22 protein-coding genes are annotated in these 20,108 nt (G+C 39.7%); all 22 read right to left on the reverse strand.

All coding sequences use genetic code 11. The annotated features are described in order from the left end of the window. Positions 1-124: 124 nt before the first annotated feature. Complete coding sequence (locus C7J88_RS04790; protein ID WP_095117507.1) at positions 125-529, reverse strand: F0F1 ATP synthase subunit epsilon; 405 nt, start codon at positions 527-529, stop codon at positions 125-127. 22 nt (positions 530-551) lie between these two features. Beyond that, entirely contained in the window at positions 552-1,964 is a 1,413-nt protein-coding gene (gene atpD / locus C7J88_RS04795) for a F0F1 ATP synthase subunit beta (RefSeq protein ID WP_095117508.1), read from the reverse strand. A gap of 23 nt (positions 1,965-1,987) precedes the next feature. Further along, positions 1,988-2,854, reverse strand: a complete 867-nt coding sequence (gene atpG, locus C7J88_RS04800) for an ATP synthase F1 subunit gamma (RefSeq protein WP_095117509.1) — start codon at positions 2,852-2,854, stop codon at positions 1,988-1,990. Positions 2,855-2,885: 31 nt separating this feature from the next. Beyond that, positions 2,886-4,397, reverse strand: a complete 1,512-nt coding sequence (atpA, locus tag C7J88_RS04805) for a F0F1 ATP synthase subunit alpha (RefSeq protein ID WP_095117510.1) — start codon at positions 4,395-4,397, stop codon at positions 2,886-2,888. Positions 4,398-4,424: 27 nt separating this feature from the next. Further along, entirely contained in the window at positions 4,425-4,964 is a 540-nt protein-coding gene (locus C7J88_RS04810) for a F0F1 ATP synthase subunit delta (protein WP_095117511.1), read from the reverse strand. Then, positions 4,964-5,479, reverse strand: coding sequence for a F0F1 ATP synthase subunit B (locus C7J88_RS04815; RefSeq protein ID WP_095117512.1), 516 nt, complete (start codon positions 5,477-5,479; stop codon positions 4,964-4,966). Before C7J88_RS04815 ends, C7J88_RS04810 begins: the two co-directional genes overlap by 1 nt. Positions 5,480-5,637: 158 nt before the next feature. Continuing rightward, positions 5,638-5,850 (reverse strand): F0F1 ATP synthase subunit C, encoded by a 213-nt coding sequence (gene atpE, locus C7J88_RS04820; protein WP_044359165.1) that lies wholly within the window; start codon positions 5,848-5,850, stop codon positions 5,638-5,640. A 42-nt stretch (positions 5,851-5,892) separates the two neighbouring features. Next, positions 5,893-6,612, reverse strand: coding sequence for a F0F1 ATP synthase subunit A (atpB, locus tag C7J88_RS04825; protein WP_095117513.1), 720 nt, complete (start codon positions 6,610-6,612; stop codon positions 5,893-5,895). Positions 6,613-6,649: 37 nt separating this feature from the next. After that, complete coding sequence (locus tag C7J88_RS04830) at positions 6,650-7,000, reverse strand: ATP synthase subunit I (RefSeq protein WP_095117514.1); 351 nt, start codon at positions 6,998-7,000, stop codon at positions 6,650-6,652. Positions 7,001-7,158: 158 nt separating this feature from the next. Beyond that, entirely contained in the window at positions 7,159-8,298 is a 1,140-nt protein-coding gene (wecB, locus tag C7J88_RS04835; RefSeq protein WP_095117515.1) for a non-hydrolyzing UDP-N-acetylglucosamine 2-epimerase, read from the reverse strand. A 23-nt stretch (positions 8,299-8,321) separates the two neighbouring features. Further along, the gene (upp, locus tag C7J88_RS04840; RefSeq protein WP_095117516.1) at positions 8,322-8,951 is read right to left on the reverse strand and encodes a uracil phosphoribosyltransferase; all 630 of its coding nucleotides are present in this window, start codon (positions 8,949-8,951) and stop codon (positions 8,322-8,324) included. Positions 8,952-8,969: 18 nt separating this feature from the next. Beyond that, entirely contained in the window at positions 8,970-10,211 is a 1,242-nt protein-coding gene (glyA, locus tag C7J88_RS04845) for a serine hydroxymethyltransferase (RefSeq protein WP_095117517.1), read from the reverse strand. A gap of 17 nt (positions 10,212-10,228) precedes the next feature. Then, the gene (locus C7J88_RS04850; RefSeq protein WP_095117518.1) at positions 10,229-10,759 is read right to left on the reverse strand and encodes a TIGR01440 family protein; all 531 of its coding nucleotides are present in this window, start codon (positions 10,757-10,759) and stop codon (positions 10,229-10,231) included. Positions 10,760-10,862: 103 nt separating this feature from the next. Continuing rightward, positions 10,863-11,294 carry a low molecular weight protein arginine phosphatase gene (locus tag C7J88_RS04855; RefSeq protein ID WP_095117519.1) on the reverse strand — a complete coding sequence of 144 codons (432 nt, stop codon included), beginning with the start codon at positions 11,292-11,294 and terminating at the stop codon, positions 10,863-10,865. Further along, complete coding sequence (locus C7J88_RS04860) at positions 11,294-12,340, reverse strand: L-threonylcarbamoyladenylate synthase (RefSeq protein ID WP_095117520.1); 1,047 nt, start codon at positions 12,338-12,340, stop codon at positions 11,294-11,296. The genes C7J88_RS04855 and C7J88_RS04860 overlap by 1 nt, the downstream gene beginning before the upstream one ends. Positions 12,341-12,420: 80 nt before the next feature. After that, positions 12,421-13,278 (reverse strand): peptide chain release factor N(5)-glutamine methyltransferase, encoded by an 858-nt coding sequence (prmC, locus tag C7J88_RS04865; RefSeq protein ID WP_188595418.1) that lies wholly within the window; start codon positions 13,276-13,278, stop codon positions 12,421-12,423. Beyond that, complete coding sequence (gene prfA, locus C7J88_RS04870) at positions 13,265-14,341, reverse strand: peptide chain release factor 1 (protein ID WP_095117521.1); 1,077 nt, start codon at positions 14,339-14,341, stop codon at positions 13,265-13,267. Before prfA ends, prmC begins: the two co-directional genes overlap by 14 nt. Further along, complete coding sequence (locus C7J88_RS04875) at positions 14,341-14,943, reverse strand: thymidine kinase (RefSeq protein ID WP_095117522.1); 603 nt, start codon at positions 14,941-14,943, stop codon at positions 14,341-14,343. The genes prfA and C7J88_RS04875 overlap by 1 nt, the downstream gene beginning before the upstream one ends. Positions 14,944-15,069: 126 nt before the next feature. After that, the gene (locus C7J88_RS04880; protein ID WP_044359146.1) at positions 15,070-15,324 is read right to left on the reverse strand and encodes a type B 50S ribosomal protein L31; all 255 of its coding nucleotides are present in this window, start codon (positions 15,322-15,324) and stop codon (positions 15,070-15,072) included. Between the two features lie 121 nt (positions 15,325-15,445). Continuing rightward, positions 15,446-16,771 carry a transcription termination factor Rho gene (gene rho, locus C7J88_RS04885; RefSeq protein WP_095117523.1) on the reverse strand — a complete coding sequence of 442 codons (1,326 nt, stop codon included), beginning with the start codon at positions 16,769-16,771 and terminating at the stop codon, positions 15,446-15,448. A gap of 263 nt (positions 16,772-17,034) precedes the next feature. After that, positions 17,035-18,462: an aldehyde dehydrogenase family protein gene (locus C7J88_RS04890; protein WP_095117524.1), complete on the reverse strand. Its 1,428-nt coding sequence runs from the start codon at positions 18,460-18,462 to the stop codon at positions 17,035-17,037. A gap of 203 nt (positions 18,463-18,665) precedes the next feature. Further along, positions 18,666-20,093 carry an aldehyde dehydrogenase family protein gene (locus C7J88_RS04895; protein ID WP_095117525.1) on the reverse strand — a complete coding sequence of 476 codons (1,428 nt, stop codon included), beginning with the start codon at positions 20,091-20,093 and terminating at the stop codon, positions 18,666-18,668. Positions 20,094-20,108: the final 15 nt, after the last annotated feature.

Consider the following 20,108-nt stretch of genomic DNA (forward strand, 5'->3'; position numbering starts at 1 on the left):
AACTAAAAATAAAAGTTGTCTTGTCATAAATGTCATTAAAAGATTGTATTACAAAGCATCTAGCACACTATCGTCGAGATAAAAAAAGGTTTAGCCCTATTGAGCTAAACCTTTTTGATTAAGATTATTTGAATTTGGCTACTTCGATACGGTTTTCTGCACGCTTCAATGCACGTTCTGCACGCTTCATATCTGTATCTTCTTTGTCGCCTTCAAGATAAAATGTTGCACGCTGTTTTGCTGATTTCGCACGTTCTAAATCAATATCTTCTGCTGATTCAGCTGACTGAACTAAGATGTTGACTTTTTCTCGACGAATTTCAGCAAATCCTTCAGTCACAGCTATATAGTCGGACTGACCGTCTCTTGTCACTTTGATATGACCAATTTTTAATGGCGCAACTGTCGGAATGTGACCATGCATCACACCCATCTCGCCTGCTGTTGTTTGTAAAACAACGATTTCTACGTTGTCTTCATTATAAACAGAACCATTAGGAGTGACGATATCTAAGGTTAATGTATTCATTATCCATGCCTCCTAATTTGAATTATACTTCAACACCCATATCTTTTGCTTTTGCAAGTACATCATCAATGCCACCCACTAAACGGAAAGCATCTTCAGGGATATGGTCATATTTACCTTCTAAGATTGCTTTGAAGTCTTGAACTGTATCTTTAACCGGTACATATGAACCTGGTTGACCTGTAAATTGTTCTGCTACGTGGAAGTTTTGTGATAAGAAGAATTGAATACGACGTGCGCGTTCAACTGTTTTCTTATCTTCATCAGACAATTCATCCATACCAAGAATTGCGATAATATCTTGTAATTCACGATATTTTTGAAGTGTTGATTGTACTTGACGTGCAACTTCATAGTGCTCTTGACCGACGATTGTTGGTTCTAAAGCACGTGAAGTAGAAGCTAATGGGTCTACCGCTGGATAAATACCCATCTCACTCAATTTACGCTCTAAGTTTGTTGTTGCATCTAAGTGGGCGAAAGCTGTTGCTGGCGCTGGGTCAGTATAGTCATCGGCAGGTACGAATACCGCTTGGATAGATGTTACTGAACCTTTTGTTGTAGACGTGATACGCTCTTGTAATTGACCCATTTCCGTAGCAAGTGTTGGTTGGTAACCTACGGCAGAAGGCATACGGCCCAATAACGCTGATACCTCTGAACCTGCTTGTGTAAAACGGAAGATGTTGTCGATGAACAATAATACGTCTTGTCCTTGTTCGTCACGGAAGTATTCCGCCATTGTTAAACCAGACAATGCTACACGCATACGCGCACCAGGTGGCTCGTTCATTTGACCGAATACCATTGCTGTTTTAGCGATAACGCCACTGTCTTTCATTTCGTAGTAAAGGTCATTACCTTCACGTGTACGCTCACCTACACCGGCGAATACTGAAATACCACCGTGCTCTTGAGCGATGTTGTTGATTAATTCTTGAATTAAAACTGTTTTACCTACACCGGCACCACCGAATAATCCGATTTTACCACCTTTAATGTAAGGGGCTAATAAGTCAACAACTTTAATACCTGTTTCTAAAATTTCTACTTCAGTAGAGAGTTCATCAAATGTTGGTGCTTGACGATGGATTGGATCACGACGTACTGACGCATCGATTTCACCATCTAAGTCAATGTGATCACCTAATACATTAAATACTCGACCTAACGTCGCATCACCTACTGGTACACTGATTGGTGCCCCAGTATCTTTTACTTCTGCACCACGTTGCACACCATCAGTAGAGTCCATTGCAATTGTACGAACAACGTCGTCACCTAAATGTAGCGCAACTTCTAAAGTTAAACTCTCAGATTCGCCATCTCTAGGTACTTCAATCACAAGTGCATTGTTAATGTTTGGCATTTCATCATGCTCAAAACGCACGTCGATGACTGGACCCATGACCTGAGTTACACGGCCTAATCCCATGTTTGTTCCTCCTTATAATCAAATTATTCCAATGCTGCTGAACCACCAACAATTTCCGTAATTTGTTGCGTGATGGCTGCTTGTCGCGCACGGTTGAATTCTAAAGATAAATCATCAATCATTTCAGTCGCATTATCAGACGCATTCTTCATTGCATTCATACGTGATGCGTGTTCACTGGCTTTCGCATCAAGAATTGTACCGTAAATCAAACTCTCAATATATTGTGGTAACAATACTTGCAAAATTGATTCTTTATCCGGTTCAAATTCGTATGATGCCATGTTGCCATGTCCTTCGCTTGCGTTCTCAGAAGATAATGGTAACAACTGTCTGCTTGTTGGTTTGTTTTCAATCACACTAATATAATGGCTGTAATATACATGCAATTCGTCAATTTCTTCGCTGACATATAAGTCTACGGCACGTTTCGCAATTGCTTGTACCGCCTTGAATGATGGTTGATCAGGAATATCTGTCAACGCATTCGCCACTTGATAACCACGGTTTTGTAAGAAAGACACACCGATTTGCCCGAGAACTATAATGCTGTACTCTTCAGGGTTTTGATGGCGTGCATCGATATCACGTATCATCGTTTTCAATACGTTTGCATTGTATGCACCTGCTAAACCACGATCACTCGTTAAGACCATATAACCCACACGTTTGGTTGGGCGTTTGACAAGCATTGGATGTGAAGATGACGTATTGGTACCTGCAATCGCAGTCACTGCGTCTTGCATTTTATCCATGTAAGGTCTAAATGTTTTCGCATTTTTCTCCGCCTTACGAAGCTTTGAGTTCGATACCATGTTCATTGCACTCGTAATCTGCTTCATCTTTTTGGTTGATTTTATACGAGAATCTATCTCTTTTAAAGAAGCCACTATCTCACCACCTTCATCAATTAAATATCAATTATTGCTCTGTTCTTTTGAAGCTTTTCTTGAATTCGTTGATCGCTGCTTCAAATTTCTCATCTGCTGGTAAGCCACCTGTTTCACGGATTTCTGTGAAAATGTCGTTTGCATTGGCTTTTGTCCATTCGATGATTTCGTCTTCGAAGCGTGTGATGTCTTCAACTGGAATATCATCAAGATAACCGCGTGTTAAAGCATAAATAATTAATACTTGATGTTCTACTGGAAGTGGTTTGTTTTGGTCTTGTTTCAATACTTCAACCGTTCTCTTACCACGTTCAAGTTTACGTGATGTTGCTTCATCTAAATCTGAACCGAACTGTGCGAATGACTCAAGTTCACGATATGATGCAAGGTCAAGACGTAATGTACCTGCAACCTTCTTCATCGCTTTAATCTGTGCAGAACCACCTACACGTGATACTGATAAACCTGCGTTAATGGCAGGACGAATACCAGAGAAGAATAAGTCAGATTGTAAGAAGATTTGACCATCTGTAATTGAGATAACGTTCGTTGGAACGTATGCAGAGATATCCCCTGCTTGTGTCTCTACGAATGGTAAGGCAGTAATCGAACCGCCACCTAAATCATCGTTTAGCTTTGCAGCACGCTCTAATAAGCGGCTATGTAGGTAGAATACATCACCTGGGTATGCTTCACGACCTGGTGGACGACGTAGTAATAATGATAACTCACGATATGCTGCCGCTTGTTTTGTTAAATCATCATAAACGATTAATACGTGTTTGCCGTTGAACATAAATTCTTCAGCAATAGATACACCTGCATACGGCGCGATGTATAACATTGGTGCTGGTTGTGCTGCTGATGCAGATACAACGATTGTGTAATCAAGTGCGCCTGCTTGACGTAGTTTTTCAACTGATGCACGTACAGTTGATTCTTTTTGACCGATTGCAACGTATACGCAGATCATATCTTGATCTTTTTGGTTTAAGATTGTATCGATAGCAACTGTTGTTTTACCTGTTTGACGGTCACCAATGATTAACTCACGTTGACCACGACCGATTGGCACAAGTGCGTCAATGGCTTTGATACCTGTTTGTAAAGGCTCATCAACAGATTTACGCGCCATAACACCTGTTGCTTTTTTCTCGATTGGACGTGTTTTAGTCGTGTTCAATGGTCCTTGACCATCGATTGGTTGACCTAATGGGTTTACAACACGACCGATAAGTTCTTCACCAACAGGTACTTCCATGATACGACCTGTTCGTTTCACTTCGTCGCCTTCTTTGATTTCATCGAAAGGTCCTAAAATAACGACCCCGACATTTGTTTCTTCTAAGTTTTGAGCCAATCCAAGAACGCCGTTATGGAACTCTAATAATTCCCCAGCCATAACGTCATTTAATCCGTGAACTAATGCAATACCGTCACCAATTTGAATAACTGTACCTACATCTGTTACTGACATCTCAGACTCATAGTTTTCAATTTGTGAGCGAAGTAATGCACTAATTTCTTCAGCTTTTATGGCCATCTATGTCACTCCTCTTTTATATCGTAATTAATTAACTCTGCTAAACTGCTTTACAAGCTGATTTAAATCATTTTGGATTGAGCCATCATAGACCTTCGTTCCAATCTTCACACGTACGCCACCAATCAAAGCTTCATTGACAGTCGTGTGTAAATTTAAATCTTTAAGACCTGTGCGAACAAGTAATGCTTGTTTCACTTGTTCTAATTCTTCTTCAGAAAGTGATGCTGCAGATTCAACGTAAGCATCCGCAAGTCCATGAAATGCGTAATAACTTTCTTCAAATGCACGATAAATCTCTGGTAAAAGTCGGAAATTGCGTTGTGTTGCAATCACCTTTAATGTATTTAATAAATATGGATGTACACCATTAAATACATTGTCTACCAATTGACGACGTTCATTTGCTGTGATTTTTGGTTCGTAATCCATCGTTGCCAAATCACTTTTTTGATTTTGGATCGCAGTATGGATCTCAGTCAATTCGCTATAAACTTGCGATAACACTTCTGCTTTCAAAGCAACATCGAAAAGTGCTTGGGCATATTTTTGAGCTACATTAGCCATTATTTATCCCCTACCTCTTTAATGTACTTTTCAACGAGTGCTTTCTGATCTTGTTCAGAAATTTCTTTGCGTAAAACTTTTGATGCGATTAATACTGAAAGCTCAGAAACTTGGTTATTGATTTCAGCTAACGCACGTTCTTTTTCGCTGTTGATCTCGCTTTGCGCTGTTTCAATCATACCGTTCGCACGTTTATTCGCTTCGTGGATGATTTCTTCTTGTTGACGACGTGCTTGTAACTTCGCATCTTCAATAATTTTATGCACTTCGTCTTGTGTTTCTTTTAAGATTTTTTGGTTCTCTTCTTCGAGACGTTGCGCATTTAATTTTGCTTGTTCTGCATCATCAATATCTTTATTGATAGAACATTCACGGTCGTCCATCACTTGTTTTAATGGTCCCCATGCATATTTTTTCAGTAGTACTAATAAGATGGTAAATGTCACCAATGTTACGGCGATATCACCAATATTAACGCCACTTCCTGCTGCAAAGGTAAATAAGTTGGCAGTCACTATGCTGTACACTCCTTTCAATCATTTCATTCATTACATAAAACGAATGGCGAAGGCCTATCATTTTAGACTTCGCCGCAGACAATTGCACTTGTTAGCTACAAGGCATTATCTCGATATCGTCATGACTTGTGTTACAAATACTCGTGTCTTCTTGATTATTGGAATAATACGATAAATGTAATAACTACGCCGATGATTGGAAGTGCTTCAACTAAACCGATACCGATGAACATGATTGACATTAATTGTGTACGTGCTTCTGGTTGACGTGCAACACCTTCTACTGTTCTAGATACGATAAGACCGTTACCAATACCTGCACCTAATGCTGATAAACCGATTGCGATTGCTGCTGCGATTAAATTCATTATATATTTCCTCCTAAATGTATAAAGTTAAATTATTTTTATTTAATGGTTGTCTGCCACTTTGTGTGACATGTATACCATTGATAACATGATAAAGATATAAGCTTGGATTGTACCGATAAAGATTGAGAAACCTTGCCAAATAACCAGGCCAGGAATACCGATAATCCAACCGATTGTAGTAGTAGCCACACCTGCTAAAAGACCTAACAAGATCTCACCTGCATAGATGTTACCGTAGAGACGCAAACCGAGCGTTAATGTTGAAGAAAACTCTTCAAAAAGGTTGATTGGCAATAACGCTGCATAAGGTGTTGCATACCCTTTTGCGTATGCTTTCGCACCACGCATCTTCACACCATAATAATGTGTTAATAACACCATCATTGTCGCTAATGTTAGCGTTACATGTGGATCAGCTGTCGGTGATTTCCACCACAATGTATGACCGACAACCAAGGACATTGGTAAGCCGAGCATATTTGCTACAAAGATGAACAGGATCAATGTCACTGCTAAGAAGTGGAATTGCCCCCCAGTTTTCCATGCCATATTACTCTCAATAACACCACGCACAAAGTCAAAAACCCACTCAATGAAGTTTTGTGCACCTTTAGGACGCTTTTGCAGATTGCGTGTACATGCAATTGCAATGATGAATACAATAGCTGCTGTAATCAAAAGCATCATGATAGTAGATAAGTTAAAATTAATATCTATCCCTAAAAAGTGCCACGTTACAATTGGATTTTCATGTTGCATTTTTGGATTTCACCTCTTTTCAGTTTTAAAATAACCCCTATCCCCTTTTGAACAAGGGACGAAAAATAATCATTGCGTATGAAATCATTAGCCCAATAAGTACACCTATGATATGTATTTCTGATTGGTTGAAAAACCAAATTGTACAGGCGACTATCGCAACTAAATATCGCCAGCCATTCCCTGTTGATAACGGGCTCGCAGGACGTTGTTGTGCACGCCAAAGATAGTACTCAAATACGGTTGTATTCACCATAGATGCAAGTGTCCCAACAAGCAAACCGACAACAAATGTGTGATGATACAACAAGTTTAACACGACAAGTATGGTAATCATACTCATGTAAACGGTTAAAAATGGCTGTGATTTTTTTAAGAAACGTTTCATTTTTGGTCCCCTTTTCTGCCTTAAGACACAAATAAGAAAGCCGTTCCACACATACAACTTTCATGATAATATAGGGTCAAAAGTGTGTCAATTGTGCAATGAAAAGGGCTTTCATTCTTACTAGTTTTTGTCACAAATTCGTCACAAATTACAATGAATTACTTTTCCACTTTAAACGGCGATGGTTTATCGCTAATCAAACCAAAGTAATATTTGATATGTTCACAGATGCGCTCCGATGCATATCCATCTCCGTATGGATTGTCAGCACTTTCCATCGCTTTATACTGTGTCACATCTGTTAGTAATTGCAATAAGTGTTGATACACATCAGCTTCATTGGTCCCAACAAGTCTTAACGTCCCCGCTTCAACACCTTCTGGTCTTTCCGTTGTATCTCGCAATACAAGAACGGGCTTACCAAGTGAAGGCGCTTCTTCTTGGACACCGCCAGAATCAGTCATAATAAAGTAAGCATGATGGGCAAAATTATGAAAATCAACGACATCGAGTGGTTCAATCAATTCGATGCGTGCATGATTATCTAAATATTGATGTGCAATTTCTCGCACTTTTGGATTTTTGTGCATTGGATACACAAGTACAACATCGTCAAATGTATCCACGATGCGTCTTGCTGCTTTAAAAATATGCGTCATTGGTTCTCCAATATTTTCTCGTCGATGCGCAGTGAGTAAAATAATGCGCTTATCTTGATGTCTGCGTAAAATATCAGATTCATATTGCTCATGAATCGTCGTACGCATTGCATCAATTGCCGTATTACCCGTTACAACAACTGCGTGTTCAGACTTACGCTCATTTAAGAGATTTTGTCGTGCTTGTACAGTCGGTGCAAAATGTAAATCTGCCATGTTACTTGTCATTTGACGATTGATTTCTTCTGGAAATGGCGCATATTTATTATATGTTCGCAATCCTGCTTCAACATGACCGATGCTGACTTCGTTATAAAATGCTGCTAAGCTACCAGCGAACGTCGTTGTCGTATCACCATGGACTAAAATCATATCAGGTGATTCATCTTGAATGACACGCTCTAGGCCAACCAGCACACGAGATGTAATCTGTGATAATGATTGGCCAGGTGTCATGACATTCAAATCATAATCGGGTTCGATACCAAATGTGTCCAATACTGCATCGAGCATTTCTCGATGTTGTGCTGTCACAACAACCACAGGCTGCAACAGTGGATCTTTCTTCAATTGTAAGACGAGCGGTGCCATCTTAATTGCCTCTGGTCGTGTACCAAAAATGGTCATGATTTTTTTCATTGGCGTCGTACTCCTTGCAGAGACTATTTTGTACCGAACAAGCGGTCTCCGGCATCTCCTAGTCCTGGAATAATATACGCATTCTCATCAAGTTTTTCATCCAATGCCGCAATGAAGATATCGACATCGTCATGTGCCGCTTGTAACTTTTCAACACCTTCTGGCGCTGCAATTAAGCACATGAAACGAATATGTTTCGCACCACGCTTTTTCAATGAAGTAATTGCTTCAATTGCTGATGCGCCTGTTGCTAACATAGGATCTACGACGATGATTTCACGCTCTTCGATATCTTGTGGTAACTTCACAAAATATTCAACTGCTTCAAGTGTTTTTGGATCACGATATAACCCAACATGTCCAATACGAGCCGCAGGAACAAGGTTTAAAATACCTGTTGTCATCCCTAAACCAGCACGTAAAATTGGAATAAATGCTAATTTTTTACCTGATAAGCGTTTAACTGTTGCTTTTGTAACAGGCGTTTCAATTTCTACATCTTCTAGTTCTAAATTTCGTGTGACCTCGTAAGCCATTAACATACCGACCTCATCAACAAGTTCACGGAATGCCTTTGTTCCTGTGTTGACGTCACGAATAAAACTTAATTTGTGTTGAATTAAAGGATGATCTAGTACTTGTACATTTCCCATTGCTATGCCTCCAATGAATTATTTATTATATAAAGGGAATTTTTCTGTTAATGCTTTAACACGTTGTTTTGCTTCTTCAAGCACCTTCGTGTCTTCATGGTTCTTAAGTACGTCACTCATAATATGTGCGACTTCTTCAAAAGCTTTTTCATCAAATCCACGTGTCGTTGCGGCTGGTGTTCCGAGACGAATACCACTCGTAACAAATGGTTTTTCTTGATCGAATGGAATTGTGTTTTTATTACATGTAATGCCCACTTCATCAAGAACTTTTTCTGCTACTTTACCAGTAATACCGACAGAACCTTTCACATCTACTGCAACTAAATGGTTGTCTGTGCCACCAGATACGATGCGGAATCCATTATCTTTAAGTGTTTGCGCAAGTGTTTGTGCATTTTTTATCACTTGTGTTTGATATGCTTTAAAATCAGGTTCAAGTGCTTCACCGAATGCAACTGCTTTTGCAGCAATCACATGTTCTAATGGGCCACCTTGAATACCTGGGAACATTGTTTTGTCAATTTCTTTTTGATATTCAGCTTTGCATAAAATCATGCCACCACGTGGACCACGTAACGTTTTGTGTGTTGTTGTTGTTACAAAATCTGCGTATTCTACTGGGTTTTGATGTAGGCCTGTTGCTACTAAACCTGCGATATGTGCCATATCTACCATTAGCTTTGCGCCAACTTCATCCGCAATCTCTTTAAACTTCTTGAAGTCAATTTCACGTGAATAAGCTGATGCGCCTGCAACGATTAATTTAGGCTGATGTTTCTTCGCTAATTGGCGCACTTCTTCGTAATCAATGCGTTCATCTTCCTTAGTTACACCATACTCCACAAAGTTATATGTTTTACCACTAAAGTTGACAGGTGAACCGTGTGTCAAATGCCCGCCGTGACTCAAGTTCATCCCTAAAACCGTATCACCATGCTCCAATGCTACAAGGTATACAGCCATATTCGCCTGAGAACCAGAATGCGGCTGTACGTTGACATGCTCTGCATTAAAAAGTTTTTTTGCACGATCAATAGCAAGTGTTTCTGTTATGTCAACAAATCCACAACCACCATAATAACGACGGCCTGGATATCCTTCAGCGTACTTGTTCGTCATGACTGAACCTTGAGCTTCCATCACTGCTTCAGAGACAAAGTTTTCAGAAGCAATTAATTCAATATTGTTATTTTGACGATTGAATTCCTTTTGAATCGCATCAAAGACTGCCTTATCTTGCTTTGCAATAAATGACATAGACCATTCCCTCTTTCCTAATCAAGTTGATATTTTGCACGTTCGCCACCAATCTTTTTCGGACGGCTTGTCGCTACTGTTACAATCGCATCCCCTACCTGTTTGGTTTTGCAACGTACAGGCACAGCAACATGCTTCAGGTGCATACCGATTAATGTCTGACCGATATCAATCCCCTTATCGGCACGAATAAATTCGACAACGACCGGATCATTCATATGACGATACGCATAAGTAGCTAATGAACCACCTGCATGTGTATCAGGTACAACAGATACAAGCTCCATCGTATACGGGTTGTATGCTTCACGTTCAATCGTTAAAGCACGATTGATATGTTCACAGCCTTGAAAGGCAAATGATACACCTGTTTCACTTTGGATATCTGCCAATGCGTCGTACAATGCTTTCGCTACATCTAATGACCCTGACGTTCCTATTCGATCACCTTGCACCTCCGAAGTGGAACAACCGATGACACAGAGTTCCCCTTCTACGAAAAAAGATTTTGACTTGAGCTCTTGCAATAACTGCCTGAAGTTCTCCATCATAACAACCTCCCTATGAATATGTATGATTCAAACATACAGATCATTCATAGAACTCTATACATGCTGTATGTTTACTATTATAACTTATTTTTTCTATGTCTCATACTAATTCTGTGTCAAGTTTTTTCTGTAATTGACGAATCAATGTACTCAACTGTTCGAATGTATTCGCGTATTGCACATATGAGCCACCAAATGGATCTGATACTTCATTCGTCTCTCCTACATATTCGCTTAATGTTACGACATTCAAAGTATCTCCGTATAACATTTGAATGTGCTGCACATGTGAAGTGGTCATCGCTAAGATCAAGTCAGCATCAACATCATCTTGAGAAAAAGCTGTTGCGCTTTTAGGAACAGGATGATCATGCGCTTCCAACAAGTCTCGTGTATGCCCTGCAATGGGTGCACCATCTTGAGCCATAATACCACGAGATGCAATCTCATGATCTGGCAATAGACTTTTGGCAATTCCTTCTGCCATCGGGCTCCGACATGTGTTGCCAGTACATACAAATAAAATTCTCATCACCATTCCCCCTTAATAAATTGATGGTTTGCCGCTTTCACCATACGATTATGCAAAGCTTCCGCATCATCATGATCGGGATAACCATAAATATAAGCATGTGCAATCCCATCCAATTGATCTAACTGATGCAACGCCGCATACAAGTTATGATTGGCTTGTTTGATATCCGACTCGGTCTCACTCAAAATAATCGTCTGTGCCTGTTTAGGTATATATGACAATAGAGTTGCAGGCAAAATAAATGCTGTCTGCGACCAATCTTTTTGTGTTGCATCTAACTTTTCATTTAATCTTTCAAAAATCTTCAATGGTGTTTCTGGTGCGTAATGTTTATACTTCATTCCCGGTGCAATTGGTTTATCTATTGATTCATCACGCATTGCATCGATACCATTTGGAAGAATCTCATTCAACATACTGCGTGTAATCGTACCCGGTCTCGCAATACGAAATGGGAATGACGTACAGTCTAACACGGTACTTTCAAGTCCAGCCTCACTCTGCGTAGACTGGATGATACCATCTATGCGACCTTCTAAATCATAATATACGTGTTCAAAAGTGGTTGGCGAAGGTCTGCCACTTAAATTAGCACTCGGTGCTGCAATGGGTAACGCAACTTCCTTAAGTAGCGTGCGTGCCACCGGATGACTTGGCATTCTTACAGCTACTGAATTGAGTCCACCTGTGACTGATTGACAAAGATAACCGGGCTTTAATGGTAAAATGAACGTAATCGGTCCTGGCCAGAATGCTTCCATTAATCGTTCTGTTGTCTCCGATACATTTTCAACAAAATCTTCTAGTTGCTTCGTATCGTAAATATGAACAATCAGTGGGTTGTCTGATGGTCGTCCTTTCGCCTGGTATATTCCCTGCACCGCTTCTTCATTCGTTGCATCAGCGCCAAGTCCATAGACTGTCTCAGTCGGTAAAGCAACGAGTCCACCTTGTCGATAAGTTGCTATAATTTCTGATAAATATGGATAATCTATGAGATTGTTCGTATATTCACGTACATCCCATATCGTTGTTTTTACCAAATTAAACACCTCTCCTCATACTCTATTTTACTGCAAAACAAAAGGTTATGCACAGACGAATCATCATCTGTAACATAACCTTATTTTTCTTCTGGTGACGCATGCCACGTCATATAAAAAATGCGTGGATTCCCGTTGATATCTGACATCACTTCAGGTTGTAAATGCGGGTAATAAGACCTAGCCATTTCACACAACGCATTCCCTTGTTGATAGCCAATTTCAAAGACAATCGGGGCACCTTCGCTCATGACTTTTGGCAAATCTCTAAGCAATTGCGCATAAATCGCATAACCTTTATCATCTGCAAACAATGCAAGATGTGGCTCATGCGTAAGGACATTCGCTCCCATTTGTGGCATCTCTTCTTCACCAATATACGGTGGATTGCTAATCAAACCGTCCAATCGTATATTATTTTCGATAAATGGCGACAGCACACTGCCTTCCAACATATGAATTGTAGCATGATGATGCTCAGCATTTTGACGCGCAACCACTAAAGCATCTGATGAAATGTCGGATGCCCAAACTTCTATGTGCGGGCATTCTTGTTTAACTGTCAATGCAATAATGCCCGAACCTGTTCCAATATCTGCAATACGTCCCGATTTAGGACACTTCTCGATAAACGCTGCAACGACTTCTTCCGTTTCTGGTCTTGGAATGAGTACGCGCGAATCAACATGATACGTACGACCATAAAAAGTCGCTTGTTCTGTAATATATTGAACGGGTTCCCCTGCTAATAGACGGGTTAACCCTTCATTCAAACACTGTGTATCCGACTCAGACATCTGTTCATCTCCGTCACACAATAATGTCACACGTGTCCAACCTAACAAATCAAACAACAACCATTCTACGGAAGACGTCTCAATCCCACTCGCTACTGCGCTTTTTTTCGCTTGTAAAAGCCACTGCTTATAACTCACCACTATTAAGCTCTTTCAATTTTTCTGTTTGCTCATGCATCGTCAAAGCATCAATCACTTCATCTAACTTACCTTCCATGATTTGGTCTAACTTTTGTAAAGTCAATCCAATGCGATGATCTGTCACACGACTTTGCGGATAGTTATATGTACGGATACGTTCTGAACGATCCCCTGTTCCTACCGCTGATTTACGTTGCGCTGCATATTTTTGTTGTTCTTCTTGTAACTTCATGTCATACAAACGTGCTTTCAATACTTTCATTGCTTTTTCACGGTTTTGAATTTGTGACTTTTCAGATGATGTTGCGATGACACCTGTTGGTAAGTGGGTAATACGCACGGCAGAGTCAGTTGTATTGACGTGCTGACCACCCGCACCACTTGAACGATACGTATCAATTTGTAAATCTTCTTTGCGGATTTCGATCTCAACATCTTCTACTTCAGGTAACACTGCAACTGTTGCTGTTGATGTATGGATACGTCCGCCTGATTCTGTTTCTGGTACACGTTGTACACGATGCGCACCATTTTCGAATTTCAACTTGCTATATGCATCTTGACCTGTTACTGAGAAACTGATTTCTTTATAACCACCATGATCACTTTCTGTTGCTTCTACCACTTCTGTTTTTAAACTTTGTGATTCTGCAAACTTTGAATACATGCGGAACAAATCACCTGCGAAAATAGCTGCTTCATCTCCGCCGGCCGCTGCACGAATTTCAACGATAACATCTTTTTCATCGTTAGGATCTTTAGGAATTAATAAAATTTTCAGTTGTTCTTCTAACTCTGGCATCTGAGCTTTCAAATCATTGGCGTCTTGTTTCAACATATCAATTTCGTCTTGATCGTCTGTTTCCGCCATCATTAATTCAATCTCTTCACTATCTTCTTTTACTTGTTTATATTGACGATACACATCGACTGTTTTTTGAAGATCCGATTGTTCTTTTGAATACTGACGCAATTTATTGGCGTCACTCACAACATCAGGATCGCTTAGTAATTCATTTAATTGTTCGTATCTTTCTTCTACAATATCTAATTGATCAAACATTATTGATTATCCTCCTCTACCTTGTCACTCGGTAACACTACATGATGTGCGCGACAACGTGGTTCATAACTTTCATTCGCACCGACTAAAATGATCGGGTCATCGACTTTCGCCGGCTTGCCGTTGATTAAACGTTGTGTACGGCTTGATGATGCCCCACACACTGCACATACCGCTTGCAACTTCGTAATATGTTCACTCACTGCCAACATCTCAGGGACAGGTTCAAAAGGTTCACCTTTGAAGTCCATATCTAGTCCTGCCGTAATCACTCGATACCCTTGTTCAGCAAGTGATGTAGCAACATCCACAATTTCACGATCAAAAAATTGTATTTCATCAATACCTACAATATCGACACCTTTTAAGTCGTATTGTGTAATCTCTTTGGCAGACGAAATATTGACTGCTTCTATGGCGTTACCGTTGTGCGAAACGACTTTCTCTTTATGGTAACGATCGTCGATGAGCGGCTTGAAAACGACCACTTTCTGTTTCGCATAGACGCCTCGACGTAATCGACGAATTAATTCTTCTGATTTACCACTAAACATACTGCCAGTAATACATTCTATCCATCCCGAATGATACGCTTCATACATGACTTCTATCCACCTTTTTTAAAACAAATCACTTTATTATATCACAAACTTTTGTGTATTATAATTTATCTTCTATTTACAATAAAAAAAGCATCCCCAAGTAATATGAGAATGCTTGAACATACATTAGTTGTTTGATTTGAGACCAAATTTTTTGTTGAAACGTTCCACACGACCGTCTGCAGCAGCAAACTTTTGACGTCCTGTGTAGAATGGGTGTGAATCAGAAGAGATATCTAAACGGATAACTGGATATTCGTTACCATCTTCCCATTCCATTGTTTCACTTGTTGTTTTTGTTGATCCACTTAAAAACTTAAAGTTTGTTGTTGTATCTAAAAAGATAACTTTACGATATTCTGGATGGATTCCTTGTTTCATTCTTTTCAGCTCCTTTGCCCTGAACCATCTGGAACAGAGTTATTTGTGAGTTTTTACCCAATACTTAGTTATTATAAAGGTTCATCATTCAAAAAGCAACCCTATACACGATAATTTCATATTAAATGATGGGACGTCCTGTTTTTGTACTTTCGGCCGCACTCTTTTGCAGTTCTTCAAAAAATTCTTCGTTTGTTTTTGTCTTTTTTAACTTTCTCATAAAACGCTCTGTAAAATCTGGCGCATTTGAGAACATATTACGCAACTGCCATAAGCTTTCCAATTCGTCCTTAGGTATGAGCAACTCTTCTTTACGTGTAGAACTGCGCACAATATCAATTGCTGGGAAGACACGTCGTTCTGACAATCTACGGTCTAAGTGTAGTTCCATATTGCCTGTTCCTTTGAACTCTTCATAAATCATATCATCCATACGTGAGCCTGTATCGACAAGCGCCGTTGCTAATATTGTCAAACTACCGCCCGCTTCAATGTTTCTCGCCGCACCGAAGAAAGCTTTAGGCCCATGTAATGAAGCCGGATCTAAACCACCTGATAATGTTCGACCACTTGGTGGTACAACTAAGTTATAAGCACGTGCAAGTCGTGTAATAGAGTCCATCAAAATAATAACATCTTCACCAATTTCTACAAGACGTTTGGCACGTTCTAATAGTAATTCAGCTACCTTTACGTGATGTTTTGGATGCTCATCAAATGTTGAATGTACAACTTCTGCTTCGTCGACTGAACGTTCCAAGTCCGTCACCTCTTCTGGACGTTCACCCACCAAAAGAATAAATAATTTAGCACTCGGCTTATTCGCAACAATCGCATTCGCAATTTCTTTTAATAATGAAGTCTTACCCGCTTTAGGTGGTGCTACGATTAATCCACGTTGTCCAAGACCAATTGGCGTGACCAAATCCATAACACGTGTTGAATAGTTGTGAGGGGTTGTTTCCAATTTGATTCGTTCTTCTGGATAAAGGGGCGTTAAAGCTTGAAAGTGAGGTCTTTTCTTAACTTCCTCTGCATTGTGATCATTGACAAAATCAACTTGTAGCAAACCGTAATATTTTTCATTTTCTTTCGGTTTACGTACCTTACCAGTTACCTTGTCACCGCGTTTAATTTCAAAACGGCGTATTTGGCTAGCTGAAATATAAATATCTTTTTCACCTTTAGAAAAATTAACAGTTCTTAAAAATCCATACCCATCCGGCTGAATATCATCTAAGACGCCTTCCATATAGTAATTGCCGTCTTTTTCCATCTGTGCTTCCATAATCGCTAAAACAAGTTCTTTTTTGTTCAACTTACTATAGTTAACCAACTTCAATGCCTTGGCTTTTTCTGTCAGGGCTTTTGTCGTGTTGTTCTTGTATAACTCATGGAACGATTCATACTGTGGTGAAGTTCTCTCCCTAGTATCCCTTGTAGACATCTAACACACTCATTTCATTTTAATTTTTATTCGACTATGTAATTTAACATACAATAGCCCACGAAATATGGCAAACAAAATTTTGGAAATCTTTAACTTATCTCACTCAAATTTGGCATTTTAGATACTTTTCTCCATTTATCATTTTCTGTTCACTATAAATACATATTTTCTCAAAAAAGAAAAGGAAGGTAGGATACGAGTTTGTGTTTCTCAAACTTCATTATCCTACCTGATTTTATTGTTTTATATCAAATGTTTTCTTAGTGATAAAATCCCGCAATTGCTTTCACTTCTAGAAACTCTTGGATACCATAATCGCCCCACTCACGGCCTATACCTGACTGTTTATATCCACCAAATGGTAAGTCACGTGTACGTGGTGCTTCATTAATCACAACTAGACCAGCTTCGATTTTTCCAGCAAGATTTCTCAATGTTTCTTGATCCTTACCAAATAGATAACTTGCTAAACCGTATTTTGTATCATTCGCAATTCGAACAGCATCATCAAGGTCTTTATATGTGATCACTGACATCACAGGACCGAAAATTTCTTCTTGCGCAATGGTCATTTGATTATCCCCATCTGCAAAAATGGTTGGTTTTACAAAATAACCCGTTTCTAATCCTTCTGGTTTTCCTAAGCCCCCCGCAACAACTGTCGCACCTTCGTCAATCCCTTTTTGAATATAATCTTGTACTTGAAGATACTGTTTCTCGCTGACAATCGGTCCTACTTCTGTGTCAGGAGACTGTGGATCTCCAACCTTCACACGTGCCATTTCAGCAGCCGCTTTTTCTAAAAATGCATCTTTTAAGTGTTCAGATACTAGTGTACGTGTGCCTGCTGAACATGCTTGTCCAGTATTGTTAACAACAGCACCAACTGCTGCTTTTACCGCTTCATCTAAGTCTGCATCATCTAAAATAATGAACGGTGACTTACCACCTAGTTCAAGCGAAACTTTTTTGAAGTCTTTGCTCGCTTGTTCCATAATTTTTGAACCTGTCGGACCTGAACCTGTGAATGACACCATGCGAACATCTGGATGTTGTATCAACGGTGTTCCGACACCTTCTCCGTCGCCATTTACAAGGTTGAACACACCTTTAGGTACGCCTGCTTCTTCAAAAATTTCTGCCAAGATGACAGCTGCAAACGGTGTTAATTCAGAAGGTTTGAGCACAACCGGTGACCCCGCTGCAAATGCCGCTGCTAACTTTAATGATGTTTGATTCGTCGGGAAGTTCCAAGGTGTTACCAATCCTGCTACACCAATCGCTTCTTTAACGATCAAGTTGTCGCCACGACGTTCTTCAAACTCAAATGTTTCCAACGCTTCGTAAGCTGCTTCAAAGTGCATAAGACCACGCTCGTATTGCACAGTGTCAGATTTTGTGACAGGTGACCCTAACTCCAACGTCATCACTTCTATTAAATCTTGCTTGCGTGCTTTGTATCCTTCTACAATACGCCCTAATAATGCGCGACGTTCTTCAACAGGTGTGTGTCGGAAAGAAACATAAACATCTTTTGCTGCTTGTACTGCTTTATCAACATCTGCTTTATTACCTTTTGCAACTTGTCCAAACACTTCTTCTGTCGCTGGGTTAATGACGTCAATTGTTTCGCCACTTTCACTTTCAACCCAAGCACCATTAATGTATTGTTTCGTCTTTTTCAACATATATTTGCACCCCTTTTTCAATTTCTAATCTCTCATCGTATAGTTACATTATAATCCTTTATTATTGTAGATAAAACGATACTGCTCTCGCACTGTTTAAATTTTAAATGCTTCATAATTAAAAGAAGTGGAACAGAAATCTTTATTGCTATCTAAGATTTCTGTTCCACCCCCAATATTATTTCCCAGGAAAAGATTCCTTATTACTGATAAAAACCTGCAATTGCTTTCACTTCTAGAAATTCTTCAATGCCGTAGTCGCCCCATTCACGACCGATACCAGATTGTTTATAACCGCCAAATGGTAAGTCTGGCGTACGTGGCGCTTTATTAATAATAACTGTACCTGCTTCGATACTGCGCGCAAGTTTTTTCAGTTTCTCATGATCTTTACCATAAACATATCCAGCCAAACCATATTTTGTATCATTGGCAATTTGAATTGCCTCATCTAGATTTTTATACGTAATCACAGACATGACTGGTCCAAAAATTTCTTCTTGCGCAATGGTCATTTGATTGTCAACATCTGCAAAAATGGTTGGTTTCGCAAAATAACCTGTTGTTAAGCCTTCAGGTTTTCCTAAACCACCATAAACAAGCGCTGCACCTTCATCAATCCCTTTTTGAATATAAGTTTGCACTTGGTTATATTGTTTTTCACTAACAATTGGGCCTACTTCCGTTTCAGATAATTGTGGGTCGCCTACTTTGACTTTTGCCATTTCAGTAGCTGCTTTTTCTAAAAAGGCATCTTTCAAATGTTCAGGAACAAGTGTACGAGTACCTGCTGTACATACTTGACCTGTATTGTTTACGACTTTCGCAACTGCTGCTTGCACAGCTTCATCTAAATCTGCATCATCTAGCAGTATGAATGGCGATTTACCACCCAATTCAAGTGATACTTTTTTAAAGTCTTTACTTGCTTCCGCCATAATTTTAGATCCTGTACCACCAGAACCTGTAAATGACATCATACGAACATCTGGATGCTGACTTAACGGTGTACCGACACCTTCTCCATCACCATTTACAAGATTAAACACACCTTTAGGTACGCCTGCTTCATCAAAGATCTCAGCAAGAATAATAGCTGCAAAAGGTGTCATTTCTGATGGTTTCAACACAACGGGTGCACCTGCTGCAAATGCTGCAGCTAACTTCAATGATGTCTGATTCGTTGGGAAATTCCATGGTGTTACTAAACCTGCTACACCAATCGCCTCTTTAACGATTAAGTTATCGCCACGACGTTCTTCAAATTCAAATGTCTCTAACGCATCATAAGCGGCTTGAAAATGTTTAAGCCCCATCTCGTAATGAACTTTTTCTGATTTTGTCACAGGTGTGCCTAGCTCTAAAGTCATCACATCAATCAAATCTTGCTTGCGTGCTTTATATGCTTCAATAATACGACCTAACATAGCTTGACGCTCTTCTACTGGGGTATGACGAAATGATACATACACTTCTTTGGCTGCCTGCACTGCTTTATCTACATCAGCTTGGTTCCCTTTGGCAATACAACCAAATACTTCTTCTGTCGCTGGATTGACAACGTCAATGGTTTTGCCACTTTCACTTTCAACCCATGCACCATTAATATATTGTTTTGTATAATTTCTCATGATTAAACACCTCTT

Source organism: Staphylococcus muscae (assembly GCF_003019275.1).
GTDB lineage: Bacteria > Bacillota > Bacilli > Staphylococcales > Staphylococcaceae > Staphylococcus > Staphylococcus muscae.